Source organism: Paenibacillus agricola, from assembly GCF_011440305.1.
Lineage (GTDB): Bacteria > Bacillota > Bacilli > Paenibacillales > NBRC-103111 > Paenibacillus_S > Paenibacillus_S agricola.
The window spans coordinates 32,250-48,698 of sequence record NZ_JAAOIW010000021.1 but is presented as its reverse complement, the minus strand read 5'-3'; the positions used below and the strand labels follow the sequence as shown (position 1 = coordinate 48,698).

Annotated in this window: 12 protein-coding genes and 2 pseudogenes; 1 reads left to right on the top strand and 13 read right to left on the bottom strand. The window is 45.1% G+C overall.

The window, feature by feature from the left end:
- Positions 1–170 precede the first annotated feature (170 nt).
- The 13 genes and pseudogenes from G9U52_RS33475 to G9U52_RS33420 all read right to left on the bottom strand — a co-directional run bounded on the left by G9U52_RS33475 (position 171) and on the right by G9U52_RS33420 (position 14,786).
- Complete coding sequence (locus G9U52_RS33475) at positions 171–596, bottom strand: DoxX family protein (RefSeq protein ID WP_243767708.1); 426 nt, start codon at positions 594–596, stop codon at positions 171–173.
- Positions 593–1,021 carry an SRPBCC family protein gene (locus G9U52_RS33470; protein ID WP_166156037.1) on the bottom strand — a complete coding sequence of 143 codons (429 nt, stop codon included), beginning with the start codon at positions 1,019–1,021 and terminating at the stop codon, positions 593–595. Before G9U52_RS33470 ends, G9U52_RS33475 begins: the two co-directional genes overlap by 4 nt.
- Positions 1,022–1,083: 62 nt before the next feature.
- Positions 1,084–2,040 carry a sigma-70 family RNA polymerase sigma factor gene (locus tag G9U52_RS33465; protein ID WP_166156034.1) on the bottom strand — a complete coding sequence of 319 codons (957 nt, stop codon included), beginning with the start codon at positions 2,038–2,040 and terminating at the stop codon, positions 1,084–1,086.
- 125 nt (positions 2,041–2,165) lie between these two features.
- Positions 2,166–2,387: pseudogene (locus G9U52_RS40430) on the bottom strand (VOC family protein); the annotation flags it as partial.
- A gap of 1,045 nt (positions 2,388–3,432) precedes the next feature.
- On the bottom strand, positions 3,433–3,873 hold the full coding sequence (locus tag G9U52_RS33460; protein ID WP_166156031.1) for a hypothetical protein: 441 nt from the start codon (positions 3,871–3,873) through the stop codon (positions 3,433–3,435).
- Between the two features lie 198 nt (positions 3,874–4,071).
- Positions 4,072–6,213: an alpha-amylase family protein gene (locus G9U52_RS33455; protein ID WP_166156028.1), complete on the bottom strand. Its 2,142-nt coding sequence runs from the start codon at positions 6,211–6,213 to the stop codon at positions 4,072–4,074.
- A gap of 70 nt (positions 6,214–6,283) precedes the next feature.
- On the bottom strand, positions 6,284–7,111 hold the full coding sequence (locus tag G9U52_RS33450) for a phytanoyl-CoA dioxygenase family protein (RefSeq protein WP_166156025.1): 828 nt from the start codon (positions 7,109–7,111) through the stop codon (positions 6,284–6,286).
- 20 nt (positions 7,112–7,131) lie between these two features.
- A complete protein-coding gene (locus G9U52_RS33445) occupies positions 7,132–8,691 on the bottom strand; it encodes a type 2 periplasmic-binding domain-containing protein (RefSeq protein ID WP_166155972.1) in 1,560 nt (519 codons plus the stop codon).
- Positions 8,692–8,853: 162 nt separating this feature from the next.
- Complete coding sequence (locus G9U52_RS33440) at positions 8,854–9,729, bottom strand: carbohydrate ABC transporter permease (protein WP_166155969.1); 876 nt, start codon at positions 9,727–9,729, stop codon at positions 8,854–8,856.
- Positions 9,730–9,750: 21 nt separating this feature from the next.
- Positions 9,751–10,710 carry an ABC transporter permease gene (locus tag G9U52_RS33435; protein WP_243767712.1) on the bottom strand — a complete coding sequence of 320 codons (960 nt, stop codon included), beginning with the start codon at positions 10,708–10,710 and terminating at the stop codon, positions 9,751–9,753.
- Between the two features lie 280 nt (positions 10,711–10,990).
- Entirely contained in the window at positions 10,991–13,318 is a 2,328-nt protein-coding gene (locus G9U52_RS33430; RefSeq protein WP_166155966.1) for a helix-turn-helix domain-containing protein, read from the bottom strand.
- 160 nt (positions 13,319–13,478) lie between these two features.
- Positions 13,479–14,207, bottom strand: a pseudogene (locus G9U52_RS33425) (histidinol dehydrogenase).
- Positions 14,208–14,381: 174 nt separating this feature from the next.
- On the bottom strand, positions 14,382–14,786 hold the full coding sequence (locus G9U52_RS33420) for an HIT family protein (protein WP_166155963.1): 405 nt from the start codon (positions 14,784–14,786) through the stop codon (positions 14,382–14,384).
- Between the two features lie 338 nt (positions 14,787–15,124).
- On the opposite strand from G9U52_RS33420, the gene G9U52_RS33415 reads away from it, so the two are divergent.
- On the top strand, positions 15,125–16,327 hold the full coding sequence (locus G9U52_RS33415; RefSeq protein ID WP_166155960.1) for an IS110 family RNA-guided transposase: 1,203 nt from the start codon (positions 15,125–15,127) through the stop codon (positions 16,325–16,327).
- Positions 16,328–16,449 lie beyond the last annotated feature (122 nt).

The window sequence follows — 16,449 nt, the reverse complement described above, 5'->3', positions numbered from 1 at the left end:
TAACTTAATGGGGCTGCAATCCTATAGTATCTACTCTCATGGTGAAATTCAAAACCTGTCAACACAGCAAAGCCAACCGATTGAAAAAGGCGGCAGCCTCCTGATGGGGCTAATCCCGTAGCGACGCAACAAAAAAGCCGCCGTTTTTTTCCTCGGCGGCAGTATATATATTATTCGCGTTCCCAGAGAAGATTGCGCAATCTTCGATCGACCAGCCACAGCGCCCCCCAAGCCAGTATGGCGACATAGACGGGAAACAGCAGATGAGACCACAACGGATTATCCAACCTGAGATGTGTAGCCACCGCGCCTCCTAAGTAACCCGTGAGCAGTAGCGCCCCCAGGAACCAAGTTCGCGGAATGGCATACAGGACAGTGCAGAGCAATACTAATACGCCCAACGTTACAAGGTGGTGCTCCGCGAATCCGAGCGTGGCCGTGCCTTCTACCACTGGTACGGGCTTGGTGAATTTCCCGATCCCATCGAACAGCATGAACAGAATGACAATCCCTCTCATGGCACCCGCTGTCCATAGCCTCGCATTAGAGATTTCTTTTACTGGCGGTGTCCTCGTTTTCATATTCGTCTCGATCATCGGGATTCCTCCGTATATTTCTTGAAATTATCCAAAATCGCCTGCCATCCCACCTGTTGCATTTCTATGGAATGCGTGCTTTCCGCGTCAAATATTTCAATCACCTTGGTTTCGTTTCCTTGATTCAGGAAGGAGATCTCAACCGTTCTCCCGTCTTCCATTGTGTATGAAATCTGCTCATGTAGCTTCACGACGTCGTATGTTCCAAAGAAGTCAAACCCCATGCTGCCGTCTTTTGCTTCCATTCGGGTAAGGAATTTGCCTCCAACCCGCAGATCATTCTCCGCCTTAGGTGCGTGCCACGACTCCGAAGCTTGATTCCACTTCGTGATGTGTTCCGGCTCGGACCAGTACCTCCATACCTTCTCTACTGGTGCTTGAACGAGTGCTTGCACGGTAACTTTCGTCGATTGATTCGTTTCCATTGTAATAACAACCTCTCTTGTTTTTAGTTTTCACTTCTATAGACGAAGCCAATCGACGAAATTCATCGGTCCAATCGATCCGGAAGTCCGAAACGGGCAAATAATTTTCTATTGATGAAATTTTGGACGTGGTATACTTTGTTGTCTTTCACTTCTAAGAGGTGAATCCCCCAAGGGACCAAGCCGTTCTCTTCCCTACTCCACATATACTGCGCTAACGCAGGAAAACCGCCATTCGCCGTAACCGGCACAAACCGGGATCCCTCGCAATGCCAACGCGTAAGCGTGAAGAACTTGAACAAATCGTCCTTGCCGCGCACCCACATAGGGAAAGGCGGCATAGACATCCGACCTTCTTCATGAAACAAGGCAACCAGGGCATTGATATCGAATTGCTCGAAGGCTTCCACATAACGCGACAGCAATTCCTGATCAGGTGCCTCTTCGCTCCTATTGAATTCATCGGAACGGAGTTGTTCCCGCTCCAACGTATCTCTGGCTCTCTGCAGAGCGCTGTTTACCGCTGCCGACGACATGCCTAACGTCTCTGCGATCTGCTTAGAAGGCCACTCGAATACATCCTTCAGAATCATCACCGCACGTTGACGGGGAGGCAAGAGCTGTAAAAGTGTAATAAAACAGATATGCAGCGTATCTTTACGAATGAAAATATCTTCCGGATTATTCGAAAATTCAGGGGCTGGCCAAATCCAAGATGAGTCAGGCAGCGTCTCGCGAGGTTCGACAATGGATTCCGCTGGGCCGGAGAAGTCTACGGGGCGAATGCGGCGCTTCGTTTGTCTTAGCTTGTCCAGGCATACATTTGAAGCGATCCGATAGACCCACGTTTTAAACGAGGATTCCTGTCGGAAGGAGCTCCAGCTTTGCCAGACGCGGATGAAGGTTTCCTGCACGGCATCGTCTGCGTCATCGATAGACCCTAGCATCCTATAACAGAACGAGGTTAACCCCAGCTTCAACTCGTCAAATAACTGAAGTTCTGGTGCGGTTACTTTCATTGCGGTGTCCACCCTTCATGGAACGAATTCTTCAATACTATAATACCTATTGAAGAATTCGTTTGTATATAAAAAAAGTGTAGCGCGACCAGATGGTGGGCAACTCTTTCTTCGTGAGGTATGGTTTACATCTCCGTGTAGACCTGGAAGGTCACGCCGAACTTGTCCGTAACGTCGCCGAATCCAGGGCAGAAGGATTCCTCCTGTAACGGCATATTGACATGGCCGTCTTGCTGCAGAGCATCGAAGATTCGATTTGACTTCTCAACCTCGTTCTACGTAATGCAAATCGTCACCCGTTTCCCGGTTTCGATCGGCGAACCCCAGGGCGCATCCGAGAACATCAAAGTGTCAAATATGTTGTGACTTTACTGTTTAAAACTATAGGAACAAAGAAAATGGCTCGATATGATATGCTGACTGTATTCCAAATTCCATAACGCTAAGAGATAACAATGAAATTAATTTTTCCAAATCCTGCATTGACACTATCCCGTTAGTTGAGAGAAGGCAGCCGATCCACTTTAACCGGCTGCCTTCTCCTATTGATTATAATTATAATTCTCGTATCTATAACAATTATGACTGTCGTCGATATACACAAGGGCTACTTCCCCGATGCAATATCCCCGATAATTTGGAAAATCTGATATATCATAAATGAGGCGAAAACAAGTACCGAGATAGTTCCATATATTCTTTGCGAATTTTGATACCATTTTGGAAATTGTTCGATTTTTTTAGGTGCCCGGAAGCCTTGAACACTATCACCATGTTTAATTACATCGTTAAAGGCATCCCTTTCGTCTATAATATTCGATTGCGTTAGTTTCAAGGTAAGGTGAATCGTCTAGTCATTGAATGGATTGTAGGAAGGATTGTTCATCTTAGACCACCTTCAATTTATTATCCATATAGTTAAACTATGCTGCCAGTTACTTCAATGAAAAAAAGTGGAGCTGTTGTCACGGCATTCCACTCTTCTCTGAGGGGGCTGAGAGATTACCGACAACATAAGTTTACATAATATTAATTATGTCATTCTGTCGGGAATGTAATAAAGTTCTTGTCATTTATCGGAAATGTAATAAGGTTCTTGACATCGACAGATGACAAGAACCTTATTACATAACTAAAATAAACCGCAAATTACGCCACCTTTAATGTAACAATGATGTTGACTTCCGACAATTCCAGCTGTCGGAGGACAAGAATAACTATCGATAAAAGACAAGAAGTTGTACAGTTTTCTCTCTGCTCTTTCATTACAACAAAATAAAGCTGCTGGCGCAATGCCGGCAGCGCTTTTGTATAGAGTTAACTATATATGTATGGTGCTGCCGCCAAACTCACGATCTTCATTGCTTGCTGCTAGAGACCATGTCAGTTCGCTTACGTCAGTAGTTTTCTAACATACTTATCGACATATCGCTGCAGTTCTTTATTCTGCTCAGTGGGGTTATTATACACCATCATAGCCACTGCTGGTGGAGTATACGATTTCATTTTGCGAAGTGCATGTTTTGATGCCCCAGTTATAAACAGACACTTGTATTTAAAGGGCTCTGTGGTTTCAGGTTTGAAATAGCATTCAATTAGAGTGCCATCACCTGGAGCCACACTATAATTAAATGCCATTTGCGGAAAACTGCATTCAACCATTTGATTTATTTGATGCCAGTTAGGTACTCTGACTTCACAAACCCCTTTCCCTGCTTGCTGTAACCATTGTCCGAAAAAGTTGAAGCTGAAATTCACTGTAATTTTGTCAATTATCCAGTAAAGCTGATTTATTCTATTTTGCGTTATGGGTTCTGTTTTAGAATGATGCAAGAACCTGCTTTTTAAGTAAGATATTTTTTCACTGATTATCTGAGCAGCAACCCTACCCTCTTCTATGTCGTCACCCCAAGGGAGTGAATAATACCAAAAAAACGGAAAATCGGAACGTTAAACGCAGTCCCAATCTTCCATTTTATGGATCATCCTGCCGACTGGTTAAGTGGAAGGAATGAATTCATCGCTTTAATTCTACTCCAATACAATCATTTCATGGTCGTTCAAGGAAGCGACTTGAAACCTTGCCCAACCCTGGTTGATTTCAAGCGGCACCTCTACTCCACTTACTTTCAAATGGGCATGCTTTAGCTCTAGTCCTTCCACTTTAACGGAAACCGCAATCGGACCTACCGGCAGGAACTCCTCTACATAACCCGGGCTTTGATTGGTTCCGCTAAGATTAACCAGGTGCAGAATGTATCTTCCGTTTTGTCGGTACAGCTTACAATCCAGATATCCCGGACCTTCTACCTGAAGAGGAAGCGTGTCGGCTGCTGCCCATTTCACCGCATTGGCCAATAAATCACCGAGATCTGGTAGATGCGTGCGTCCGTAACAACGATCCACGTCACCCGCGAAGTAATAAATGCGTCCTCCTGATGCGTGCTCTCCCACGAGCATCGCTGGAATGTCCGTCCGCGGCTCTCTCATCCAACTGAATTCAGGTGGATAAATGGGAAAGGCGGGGATGTAGGTGGCGATCGCTTTCATCTGCTCCCCAGTGTCAACCCGATGGAACTGTCCACCAAACGGGAGAATATCCGTATCTTCAAATCCACTTAATGAAGAATGCCGCTGCTCCGGCAGCCTGAAATAATTGTGCGTATCATAAAATGCCCAATCTGAGGTTTGGTTCTTCACAGCACCTTCAATCTCATATTGGTGCTTGATACCGGTTATAGAGGCCAATGGAAATTCGCTTCGCACCTCTCCCCACTCGTCAAGAGTTGCCGAAGCCCCTGTGAAGACCAGACTCCCTCCTGCTTCGACAAAATCACGAATGGCCTGGCACTGAGTATCGGTAAACACCGCAAGATCAGGTAAAATCAGCACATCTAATTGAGCGGCTTCCTTGGCGACATGGTCTGCATGGACGGGTACGAATGGAATACGGGCACGTGTTAATGCCCGGACGAAGCCATGCCAGGGTAAGGAGACTTTCTCCTCTGCAGCGCCGCGCCCATAAAATTCGGTATTATCCTGACTCCAGATTAAGCCGACATTGGCCACAGGCAGCCGATTGTATAAATATTGTTCATTCTTCTCGTGCCACTGCATGAGGGGCGGAAGGTTAGCAAATTGGCGGCGATCCTCATGGACAGCTCCGATATGATGGTACCAAGGGGAAATACCTCCGGCCATGCCCTCGATCACCCATAGCTGCGTTTCCTTGGGCGGGTTGCTGCCCAAACGAAAGCTTCGAACGCCGCGGATATAATTAGCCATACTTTCAGGAATGATTTTATCCCAGCCGGCCAGTCCATGCAGCAGGCTGCCATTGAGGCTATTCTGCTCAAATCCGTTCAGTGCGTCCCTCGATTGATGGTCGCACATGACGATTTGTGAGCGCTCTCCGACTTCCTTCAAGTCGCAGAAGGAGCTATGACCACCCACTGGATTCGCATTGACCATCCCTAACCACAAACAATCAGGACCGCCAAACTCCTTGGTAATGTCATTAAACAGATCCCAATTCTCGATCCGGCATTTGTAGCTCCATTTGATCCATTTTAAATAAATAGGATCATTCCAGTCAGCAGCAACAGGGAGATCGGCTCCAGATACTTCCGCTTTAAATTTCTTCTTGCAGTTCTCACAATGACAAATGATCTGACGCGATACCCCTGTCCAGCTGTTATCAGTAAAACCATCGGGTTGGTATTTCGTTATAATCTCTTTCAATATTTCTGGGATGTAGCGCTTGTAATAGTCACTGTTGATGCAGGAGAAATAACGTCCGTCGACCTTATGGGGTACACCCGCGGAATTAACGACAAACCAGTCCGGATGGGCATCATAGAAGTCCTGTGTTGCCCGATTAATATCCATTCTGGCTAGAATGGCCAAACCATCTTGTCTCCCCGCCGTTACGAAATCCCCTAATAGATCACGATCCCCTAATCCTTCTGCTCGGTAATGCAGCTCGAAAGAGCTAGGATAATAAGCCACAATACCGCCTGCGTTTACGATGATGCCCTGGACCCGGTTTTGGTGCCAGTAGCCTCTCCACCACTCCATGTCACAGTGGATCGGGTCCATTTCCGTTAGATTGGTTTGTCCCCAGCGGACAGTTCGTTTGTACCACGGGCTGTTAGCAGCTTGTTCCTTGTTCATACAACGTACCTCTCCTTTGGTAAAATATTTGCAAAAATGGATTTACGATCAGGATCGGCGGGGTTGACGTTTACACCGTCAACCCCTGCTCCCTCATCCATACCTTCAGAGGCACATCTTCTTCCGTAGGTGTATAATATCCATTGCAGCTCAACCCGTCGCCAAGCATTTGTCGGCGGATAGGGTCTGATTTCTCCAGAAGACCATCCATCGTCATATCGTCCTTTCTGCGAATCCACCGGTAGCCATACCCGTAGAACAGCACCTTACGTGTCACATCTGACCAGTTCGTGCTGGCCGCATGCCACAGGCGTCGATCAAAAAACACAGCCGTCCCCGGTTTAACAACAACAGGAATGGCGCCTTCAGGCTGACCAGTTCCAGTTTCAGATAAGGGCATATGATCCGTTAGATGGCTGTTTGGTACGATCCAAAAGTTACCGCGTCCTGGTTCGGATAAGTCAGATAAGAAGTAAGCTACCTTCAAAGAAAGTCGAGGACGCGGATGCGACTCTATTTCCATATTAACCCTTCCGCTGTCCTGATGCCAGCCAAAGGTCTTATCGCTTTTTTCCTGCCCCGACGGAGGCGTAACGATCATATGCGTATGGTACATATAAATATTCCAGCCCAAAACCCCCCAAACCTTCGGAAGAATTTTATGATAATCGACCAGATCCATGAAAAGCTGGTGATCCTTGATGAAATCGGTGTAAAACATCGCTTTATTAGGATCTTGACCTTCATTTTTTTTGCGTTCGCTGATCAGGTCTACCTGTTCAGTAAGCTCCTTGACCTGCTCTGCCGAGAGCGCATCCTCGATAATTAAATAGCCGGTTTCGTCAAATATCCGGCGTTCCTCGTCGGTTAAGCTGTATTGCAGGCATGATGTGTGCATGGGTAAACCTCCAAATTAGTTTATTTGTAGTAGCTGTAGGCTTGAGCGAATTCTTTATAAGCTTGTTTAAATTCCGGCGAATTGTTCAATTTGTTGACGTAGGCTTTGTATTCATCCATGGAAATTTGTCCGACAATCGCTTTCGTCATCATAGATTCCCATTCTGTTGAGTGTTTAGTCCAGGTTTTGAGCCAAGTATCCGATATCAACCAAGTAAAGATGTTGTACACACCCACCTTTTCATATTCGGCGACTTGATTTCTTTTGTCCGCATTGTATTCCTTAGGTGCTCCCGGATTGTCGACCTTCCCCCACTTAACATAAGCCAATACGGACGCTCCTAAACTGGTTGTATTCACTTCTTTTATGGAGAGCTCTGTAGGAACCTTTTCGCCATTGACCAGCTTGTAATGGACGCCTTCCACTCCGCTGTATCCAAAATCGGTCATCTCTTGGGAAGCTGTTTCATCAAAATATTTCAGCATTTGTTTAACCTTGGCTTCTGGCACCTTCTTCGAAATGTAAATACCGCCGTTAACCCCTGTTGACAAATCGGCTGCATAACCGCCAGGTCCCTTTAAAGGAGGCAGAGCAATCACTTTGGCATCAGGCTGTACCTTTTTGGCCTGCATTTCAAAATCGTAATGATAGCGGGTGCTGCGAATGTAAGTTGCGGCTTTTCCTGTCCCTATAGCTTCTTCCATCTGGGTTCTTTTCATCGCCATAAATTCCTTCGGCAAGCTTCCCTCTTGATAAAGCTGTCTGAACCAACCGACCATATCCGTATACGGGTTCGTCAATTGATGCCAGATCAGACCGCCATCGCTATCGTAATTCGGGGCAAATGCACCAAATGCTGCCGCAAACGAACTTGTCCCTTCGTTAATTCCGATCAAGCCCATGGTATCTTTTTTACCGTTGCCATCCGGGTCTCCGTTCACAATCTGCTTAAGTGCATTCTGGTATTCCTCAATTGTGGTCGGCACCGCTAAACCCAGCTTATCTAACCAATCTTTCCGAATGTTGATGGAGCTATCGATTAAGGATCTGGAACGAGGTAGCCCATAGATTTTACCATCCACGGATAAATATTTCGTCCAGTTAGGCGGAGTATTGTTTTTGAGATTTGGATATTGGCTCATATCTCCCAAGAAAGGAGTCAAATCCCAAAACGCCCCGTTCCGAACAGCGTTAATCATGGACGCAGTTAATCCTTGGTTCGGGTAAGCGATAATTTCAGGAATATCTCCAGAGGCAAGAACCAGATCCAGCTTGGTGATCACGTCACCGGAAGGCACCCAGTTTGCATCCAGCTTTACATTCATACGTTTTTGAAATTCAGTCCAATATGCATTATTCATGTCAGGCATCTCATTGTATAGTCCGCCGAATATTTGGAGCTCGAGAGGTTTTCCAGCGTTAGGGGCAGCTTGGGCGGGTTTATCCTTATCCGCACTTCCGCTTCCACTATCTTGAACCACATTATTAGTTGCTGAGCAGCCGCTCACCATAACGGCCAATAACCAACTAACGGTTACAGACAAATTCGCTCTTTTCTTCCACCGTTGGTTTGACAACATACGAACCCTCCTGAAATTTTATTTACATCATCTGTTCGTGAAACGCCTTTATACTGCTTTACTTTCTTCCGAGCAGAATCCCCTTACGCTCTGTCGTGTCTGGTTGGAAGCGACCACCCCCTTTCATAAAGCCAAGCTCCTGATAAACAGTGACCAACCCGACTATCCCTTGACAGAACCCAGCATAACGCCTTTGGCAAAATGCTTCTGTAGGAATGGATAGATCACCAGAATCGGCGCCATCGCGAGCATAATGGAAGCCATCCGAATCGTTTCCTGCGGCACCATCCGATCATCACCAGACGATCCACTAATACCGGTAGCATCCGAATCGATAACCAACGATTTCACCAATACCTGCAGTGTCCACTTCTTCGAATCTGAGATATAGATCAACGCGTTAAAATAGGTATTCCAATGGGAAACGGCGAAAAACAAAGTAAACGCCGCGATAGCAGGCAAAGAGAGTGGAATAACAATCCGCAAAAACACTCCGAGATCCGAGGAACCATCGATTTTTGCAGATTCCTCCAGCTCGGGAGGCAGTGACTCCAGAAAGCTTTTGATCACAATCAGGCTCCAAGCGTTGGTAAGTGCCGGCCAGATCAAAGCCCAATAGGAATTAAGCAATCCGAGTTCTTTGACCAGAATATAGTTCGGGACAATACCGGCACTAAAAACGAGGGTAAATATGACACAACCCAGCATAGCTCCGCGTCCTGGCATCGTTTTTTTGGTCAATGCATAAGCCAATGAGAAGGATACGATCAGGTTGAGGATCGTGCCCACCACCGTGATAAACGTTGTGCTTTTCAGCGCATTTATGAAGCTATTGGTCGATAAAATGTATTTATAAGCGGAAAGCGACCATTTTTCTGGAAATAAATAAAATTCCAACGGAACATATACCTGCGGATCCGTAAAGGACACGCTGAATACATAAATAAAGGGAAATACGCAAATCAGTGAAATCAAAGCTAACAGCGTGTAATTGACATAATCAAACAATGTCAGCCCTTTGCGCGATACAAAGCTCATTCCAATCCCCCCCTCCCTGTATTAATAGATTCCTTCGTGACCGAGCTTTTTAACGACATAATTGGAAACCAATACGAGCACAAATCCAACTACTCCTTTAAACATCCCTACCGTTACACCCGTGCTAATCTGCCCTCTCAAAATACCTTGAGTATACGCGTAGGTGTCAAAAACCTCCGCTAACGAGGAGACCAGCGGATTCATCATCAACAGCACCTGTTCAAAGCCTACATCTGCCATGTGACCCAGTCGCAAAATAAGTAAAATGAAGATCGTAGGCCGAATGGCAGGAAGCGTAATGTGCCAGATTTGCCGCCAGCGGTTCGCACCGTCCACTACAGCCGCCTCATATCTTTGCGGGTCTACACCAGCCATAGCAGCCAGAAAAATGATGGTTCCCCAGCCCGCTTCCTTCCACATGTTCTGAACCGTAATTAATCCCCAAAAATAATTCGGGTTAGATAAAAAGGCAACGCTTTCACGACCCGATTCAGTGATCAGCTTATTCACAATACCGACGTCTGTAGAAAGGATAAAAAATGTCATGCTCGCAACAACTACCCAGGACAAAAAATGCGGCAAATAAACAATAGATTGGTTAATACGCTTAAAGACCTCATGACGAACTTCATTCAGCATTAATGCCAGTACAATAGGCAGCGGGAACATAAAAACAAGACCGAAGATATTGATCGCAAACGTATTCCGAAGCATCATATAAAAATTATTGTCGGCGAACAACTCCTTGAAATGCATCAAGCCAACCCATTTACTTCCTACAAAACCACTAAAAGGATTATAGTCTTTAAAAGCGAGCATTAAGCCTAACAACGGAACCAACTTAAACAGAATAAAATACAGAATTCCAGGCAGCGCGAGCATATACATATATTTGTGCTGCAGCATGCGGATCCCCAATCGATACCAATAACCAGATGGTTTAGAAGCTTTGACTATGGTTGCGGCTCTTGCAGAATCCATCATTTATTCACCTCTCTCTCATTTGTAGTAGATCTACCTTATGCCTCCATTGTTAACAGGTTTTCATTAACAAATAAACTGACATTTCTTGAATACGGCATTCTAATGCAGATTGGACAAAAAATGTCAGTTGATTAGTGATTACGCAACCTGTTGTTTGGGATGATGATATCAGGGAACAACAACAAGATGGCTCCTGAAAAATGCAGAAGCCATCCCTTGATCCTATATCGGCCTCGGCCTGATCTAGCCTGTTTACAGCACTTAGATCTCCATAACCTTATCGGTATGTTGCTCTAAACATGGTAGGCGTCAATTGAATATTGCGTTGAAATATGCGAATTAATTGTCGCTCGGAATAGCCCATGATCGTGGCAATTTCACTAATGGTTTGATCCGTTTCAAGAAGCAGTCTTTTCGCTTCCTCCACCTTACATTCCACAATAAAATCCAAGAAGTTGATGCCCATTTCCTTTTTAAAAAGCCTGCTGACATAAGAAGGGCTCATACCGACCAATTCAGCGCATTGAACCAAAGAAAGATCTCCTTTACAATTTTCCCTGATATACTGGCATACCTTCAGAATAGCGGATTGTCCGGCATCCTTAAGTGAATTCTCCGTCAGCTTCTTATGAAGCGGGAACAGCACAACCTTGAACCAATCCATGATGTCCCTTGAGGTTTGCTTGCTTTCCAACTGACCGAACAGATTATGCTCCAGAATATCCAGAATATTCCCACCTTGTTTCTCCAAGGAAGTAATAACAGCAGACAAGAGTACCGAATAGCTCTGACGTATAAAATGGACCGATTGTGAAAGCTGCAGAGCTTTGGTAAACCCTTCTAACGACTGCTCCGCCTGATTTAATTCTCCCTCTGATAATGAATCAATAATAGTGCCTTCAAGTTCACGGGGATAACGGAACACAGCCCGTGTCTTGGAGTTTTCCAAATCTTCAATATAGAGGACCGCAGCCGTATCCTGATAAATTCGGTACTGGAGCGCAACCTCCGCTTCTTTATAGGAAACGGGAGCGTCTGCGATATTGGAGTAGCACCGCCCTATCCCTACAGTAACCTCAAAAGAAAGAAAAGCTTTTAAAGCATCGCAAACGGATTGAGCAAATTCAATCATTCTTTGCGGCAGCCTTGCTTGCTCCACATCCTCATCCCATTGCAGCATGCCAATACCTTTACCCTGATAGGGGAACACATAGCCTTTTAAATCAAGATTTTTGTCTAGCAGCTCCTGAATGACATTGGACACAGCGAAAGCGATGATCGGATTATCACCAGGCAGAAAACGGGTTTCTCTCACCAGATTGGCAACCTCTACAATCATAACCATATACGTGGACCTGATCGCCAGTCCATAGGTTTCACAATCCTGAACCAAAGAACCGCTCAGGAAATAATCGCCATTAACCAGCTGCTGCAAGCACCTCTCGCGAAGTGTAGGCTGAACCTTATCCATGTAACTTCCCAACTCCTGGGTTTCTTTACTCAAGTAGTCCAAACAAGCACGAATGTAATCAATTTCATCCTCATTCGCTTGGACCCTGCCCGCGCCCAGCAATTTACTGTGTTTGATCAAACGCTCGATGGGATTATAGGCTCTCTTCGCATTAAAATAAGTGAAAATCAACGCTAAAATAATGAAAAATACAATCGTCACTATCGTAATGATTCGAATCCATAAAAGCCGGTTGGCAATCAATTGCTCAGGAATTACCGATATGAAGGTTCGGCCGAACATTCCTTTCATAAATGAAATATACATGATTTGTCCGGACGGATCCTTCGTATAGAAATTGTCGATGCTTTGGGTTGATATATTTTTTTGATAAGCAGCTAATGGATCAAATGGTTTGGCAGATCCCCCTGTGAGTTCGGATATAGGCCTGCTCTCATAAGGGTAGCTGACGAATATGAGCTCCTTTCCATTCGGTATAACGGATGTATGCTCAGGCATGAACCGGATAACGTTGGAAGTATGGACTTGAAAAGCAAGAATGCCCTGTGTGGTGCTGCTAGCAGCAACAGGTATTTTTCTAAAAAACGTAATAAAGCCTTCATCTTGGCTCGAAGGTAAATAAGTCCACTTCGTTAAACTACTATCGTTCATAAGTAGCTCAACATCTATTTTATATTTATACGCATCGAGCTCGATAGATCCGTAATTATTCGACAAAACGATATCTTCCAGGTTGCTAAAGTAATAAATTTCTCCGATTAAATCATTAGCGTTCTTGGTACGGGCTATTTTCCTCAAGAAATCCAGATGCCAGATCAATGGATGATCGATGACCCGGTTAGCGAATACATCATTAATGATGTTATCTGCGGCAAGTTCAAGCGACTCCTTTTCAATATTCTGCAGCATGCGTTCTGTCCGGTCTTTCGATAATACTAGGGAGGAGTTACTTTCATTAATAATTTGCTCCTTCGTACGCTCCATGGAGATTTGATAATAGATAATACCTGCCACCACAATCGGAATACATACCGAAAGACACCCCACCCAAATAAAGCGCTGCCAATACTTTCCGATACGGTCCCCTTTACCGAGAACTAATATTCGGAACGCATGGTTAATCCAATTAGCCATAGACGCCTCCATCTATAAAAAGGATGATGCAAACTAAGGATATCGTACCCTCACTGAAAGTGTGGCTGGTCAAGGCGTGAAGCATTTAGAACGCAAAAATCGCTCTATATGGAGAATACTCAAGCTTATTTCCATATAAGACGATCTCCCTCTATTCATGTTATTCACTCTTGCCATAACGGCGAACTCGCAAAAGCGCTTGTTCACGATGTCCCATAAACCGTTCAATTTCGCATAAGCGTGCCGCATATTCTCCAATCATGGCACTTGCTTCTGGACTGCAGCGTTGGTATGTAACGGTCTTCAGAAATTTCCCAACCCACAGACCTCCAGTATACCGGGCCGCCCCCTTGGTTGGCAATGTATGGTTGGTTCCAATCACCTTGTCGCCGTAAGCCACGTTAGTTTCGGGATCCAGAAACAAGGCTCCGTAATTGGTCAGCCGAACCAGGAAGTACGATGGATCCTGGGTCAGCACCTCCACATGCTCGTATGCCAGCTTATCCGCTTCGATTAGAGCCTCTTCCTCATTGTCCACCACAATGACGATACCATTGTCGCGCCATGCCACCCCAGCAACATCTGCCGTCGGCAATGTTTGCAGCTGGCGTTCGATTTCCTTCAGCGTTTCCATCGCAAGCGGCTCGGAGGTGGTTATTAGGGCTCCCGGTGAAGTTGGCCCGTGCTCGGCCTGCCCCAGTAAATCCGTGGCTATCATTTCTGCATCTGCTGTTTCATCTGCAATGACAAGCGTTTCCGTAGGGCCCTGCCAGCAGATCTATCCCTACTCTGCCGAATAATTACCCGGTCCAACCAGCATATCCACGGGAGAGATGGTCGCAGTTCCGAGTGCCATTGATGCGAGAGCCTGGACACTCGGGTTGACCACCCGAATTCCCGCATCCTTCCGTGTGAGCCAAGGATATAAAACACGAGAGATTTCCGGGTTGACCCAGCCCCTGTTTGTTCAACCGCAGTGCAATCATATTCGCCACCTGACCGGAACATAGACTGGTGGGCAGGATTAAACCGATGTTATCACTGCAGTCTGCTCCCTGGCAGATTAGCGTAATGTTTTGGATTTTCTTTTGTTCTCTGACTGCTTAATCCAATACCTAATACCTTTACCAGCATGGGGCTCATCATTAAACCTCGGGATAATATGAAAATGAGCATGGTCTATATGCTGATTTGATACCTTTCCTACATTCCACCCTAGGATATATCCATCAGGTATATGTTTATTATCTATAAGCTCCTTAACTTGCTGCATGATGTCATACGTAGCGTTCCATTCTTCCCTAGAAAGTTCAAATACATTCTCTTTATGAGCTTTCGGAACAATGAGACCACAACCCTCTAAAACATCTTGCTCGTTCTCCTTCTGAATGAACATACAATATTCGTTTTCAAAGTAAACTTGCTGCTCTGAATCTTCATGAACATTACAAAAAGGACATTTCGTCATATGCTATCCCCCTACTTTTTCACTCCATTATTACATAAATATACCAGTAAGTAGTACCTAAACAACAAACAATTAATTGCGCAATCCTGCCCGTTCGTATTATGAGGTCACCAGATCTTTCTGGTAGACCTTATTTTTGTGTGGTCGTAAGATAGCGGTAGCCGGGGATCGAACGTTTCTGCCCGTGGGAGCTGGATCCCGAGAGCTATACAGTTCATCCCCCCTACTTGTTAAACCATGATTAGGCTGGTTGGGACAATGATCCCGAATCACATGCGATAATGTGGACGACAAGAAGGTTAGGGGTTGCCGGTGAAAAATATAATGGGAGTGATGATGTGAACCCTGTCATTGGTTTGGATGTGTCCAAAGGGGAAAGTCACGCGCAAGCTTTTGCAGACAGAGGAACGCCCTATGGAAAGATTTTTCGTTTTAATCATGATCTTGATGGACTTGCGTCTTTTCTTCGTTATGCCCAAGATTTAGAATCTTTTACTGGGAAACGTGCGGCAGTCGTATTAGAGGCAACGGGTCATTATCATAGTCCAGTTGTTCAATTCTTGGATGAGCATCAGTTTGTGCATATCGTCATTAATCCGTTACTTTCACACCAAGCGAAAAAGGCTAATTTACGCAAGGTAAAAACGGATGCCGCTGATGCATACCAGTTGGGAGAAATGTTCTACAAAGAAGAACTGGAGCCTTACAAAAAACGAGGTCAATATCTGATGAATTTGCGTTACCTGACAAGGCAACACGAGTCTCTAACCGGTATGTACGTTCAAGCAAAGTTACAATTCCAAGCGGTGCTAGATCAAGTGTTCCCGGAGTATCATGGCGTGTTTGGTGACCTTTATGCGAAGGTTTCCCTTCGTTTCCTGGTTCTATATCCAACGTCTCAAGTGGTGCTAGCGATGTCCGAGAAAGAAGTCATGACGCGCATTCAGAATCTTGCGGGATATGTTAATCCCAACGGTTGGACGATAGAAAAGGCACAAAAGTTAATGGCTGCAGCAGAGCGTAATCCCTTTAAGGAGACAGCTTTCCCAAGTCATTTAATCTCTCTGGAACTACTTATTAATTTACTTCTTCAATACCAAGACCATCTATCGAAACTTGATCAGTCCATAGAGGATTTGGCTCAAGAATTATTGGAGTATGATTTGATTCAATCGATCCCCGGCATTGGCACTAAACTTGCGGCAACAATTTTGGCCGAAATCGGGGAAATCGATCGGTTCGATCATGCAAAGAAACTGATCGCATTTGCGGGTATTGATCCTAGCGTTTTTTCTTCCGGAAAGTTTACTGCTACTCGAAATCCAATTACTAAACGCGGTTCTAGAAAGCTCCGAACAGCCTTATACCAAGCTGTTCGTTGTGGTCTGCGAAGCTCACGCAATAAAAAACTAAGGCTTTATTACGATAAAAAGCGTGCTGAAGGCAAACTGTTTAAAGTAGCTGTGATTGCTTGTGCAAATAAACTGATCCACTGGATTTATGCCATCTTAACCAAGAAAGAAGCTTTCCGCTTAGACTGAATTAGCAAGCCTTAGACATTGAGGAAAACCTTCCCAAATATTGTGGGGCGGTTATTTGTCGTACCCTTTTTCCAGTATAGCATCCTTCGTTTCGTTCATTAATAATTAAATATTGACAGCCT

Bases quoted from the DNA above. Each gene is read 5' to 3' on its own strand.
- G9U52_RS33465 (WP_166156034.1), bottom strand. From the start codon at position 2,040: ATGAAAGTAACCGCACCAGAACTTCAGTTATTTGACGAGTTGAAGCTG.
- G9U52_RS33470 (WP_166156037.1), bottom strand. From the start codon at position 1,021: ATGGAAACGAATCAATCGACGAAAGTTACCGTGCAAGCACTCGTTCAA.
- G9U52_RS33420 (WP_166155963.1), bottom strand. From the start codon at position 14,786: ATGACGAAATGTCCTTTTTGTAATGTTCATGAAGATTCAGAGCAGCAA.
- G9U52_RS33455 (WP_166156028.1), bottom strand. From the start codon at position 6,213: ATGAACAAGGAACAAGCTGCTAACAGCCCGTGGTACAAACGAACTGTC.
- G9U52_RS33445 (WP_166155972.1), bottom strand. From the start codon at position 8,691: ATGTTGTCAAACCAACGGTGGAAGAAAAGAGCGAATTTGTCTGTAACC.
- G9U52_RS33475 (WP_243767708.1), bottom strand. From the start codon at position 596: ATGATCGAGACGAATATGAAAACGAGGACACCGCCAGTAAAAGAAATC.
- G9U52_RS33450 (WP_166156025.1), bottom strand. From the start codon at position 7,111: ATGCACACATCATGCCTGCAATACAGCTTAACCGACGAGGAACGCCGG.
- G9U52_RS33435 (WP_243767712.1), bottom strand. From the start codon at position 10,710: ATGGATTCTGCAAGAGCCGCAACCATAGTCAAAGCTTCTAAACCATCT.
- G9U52_RS33430 (WP_166155966.1), bottom strand. From the start codon at position 13,318: ATGGCTAATTGGATTAACCATGCGTTCCGAATATTAGTTCTCGGTAAA.
- G9U52_RS33440 (WP_166155969.1), bottom strand. From the start codon at position 9,729: ATGAGCTTTGTATCGCGCAAAGGGCTGACATTGTTTGATTATGTCAAT.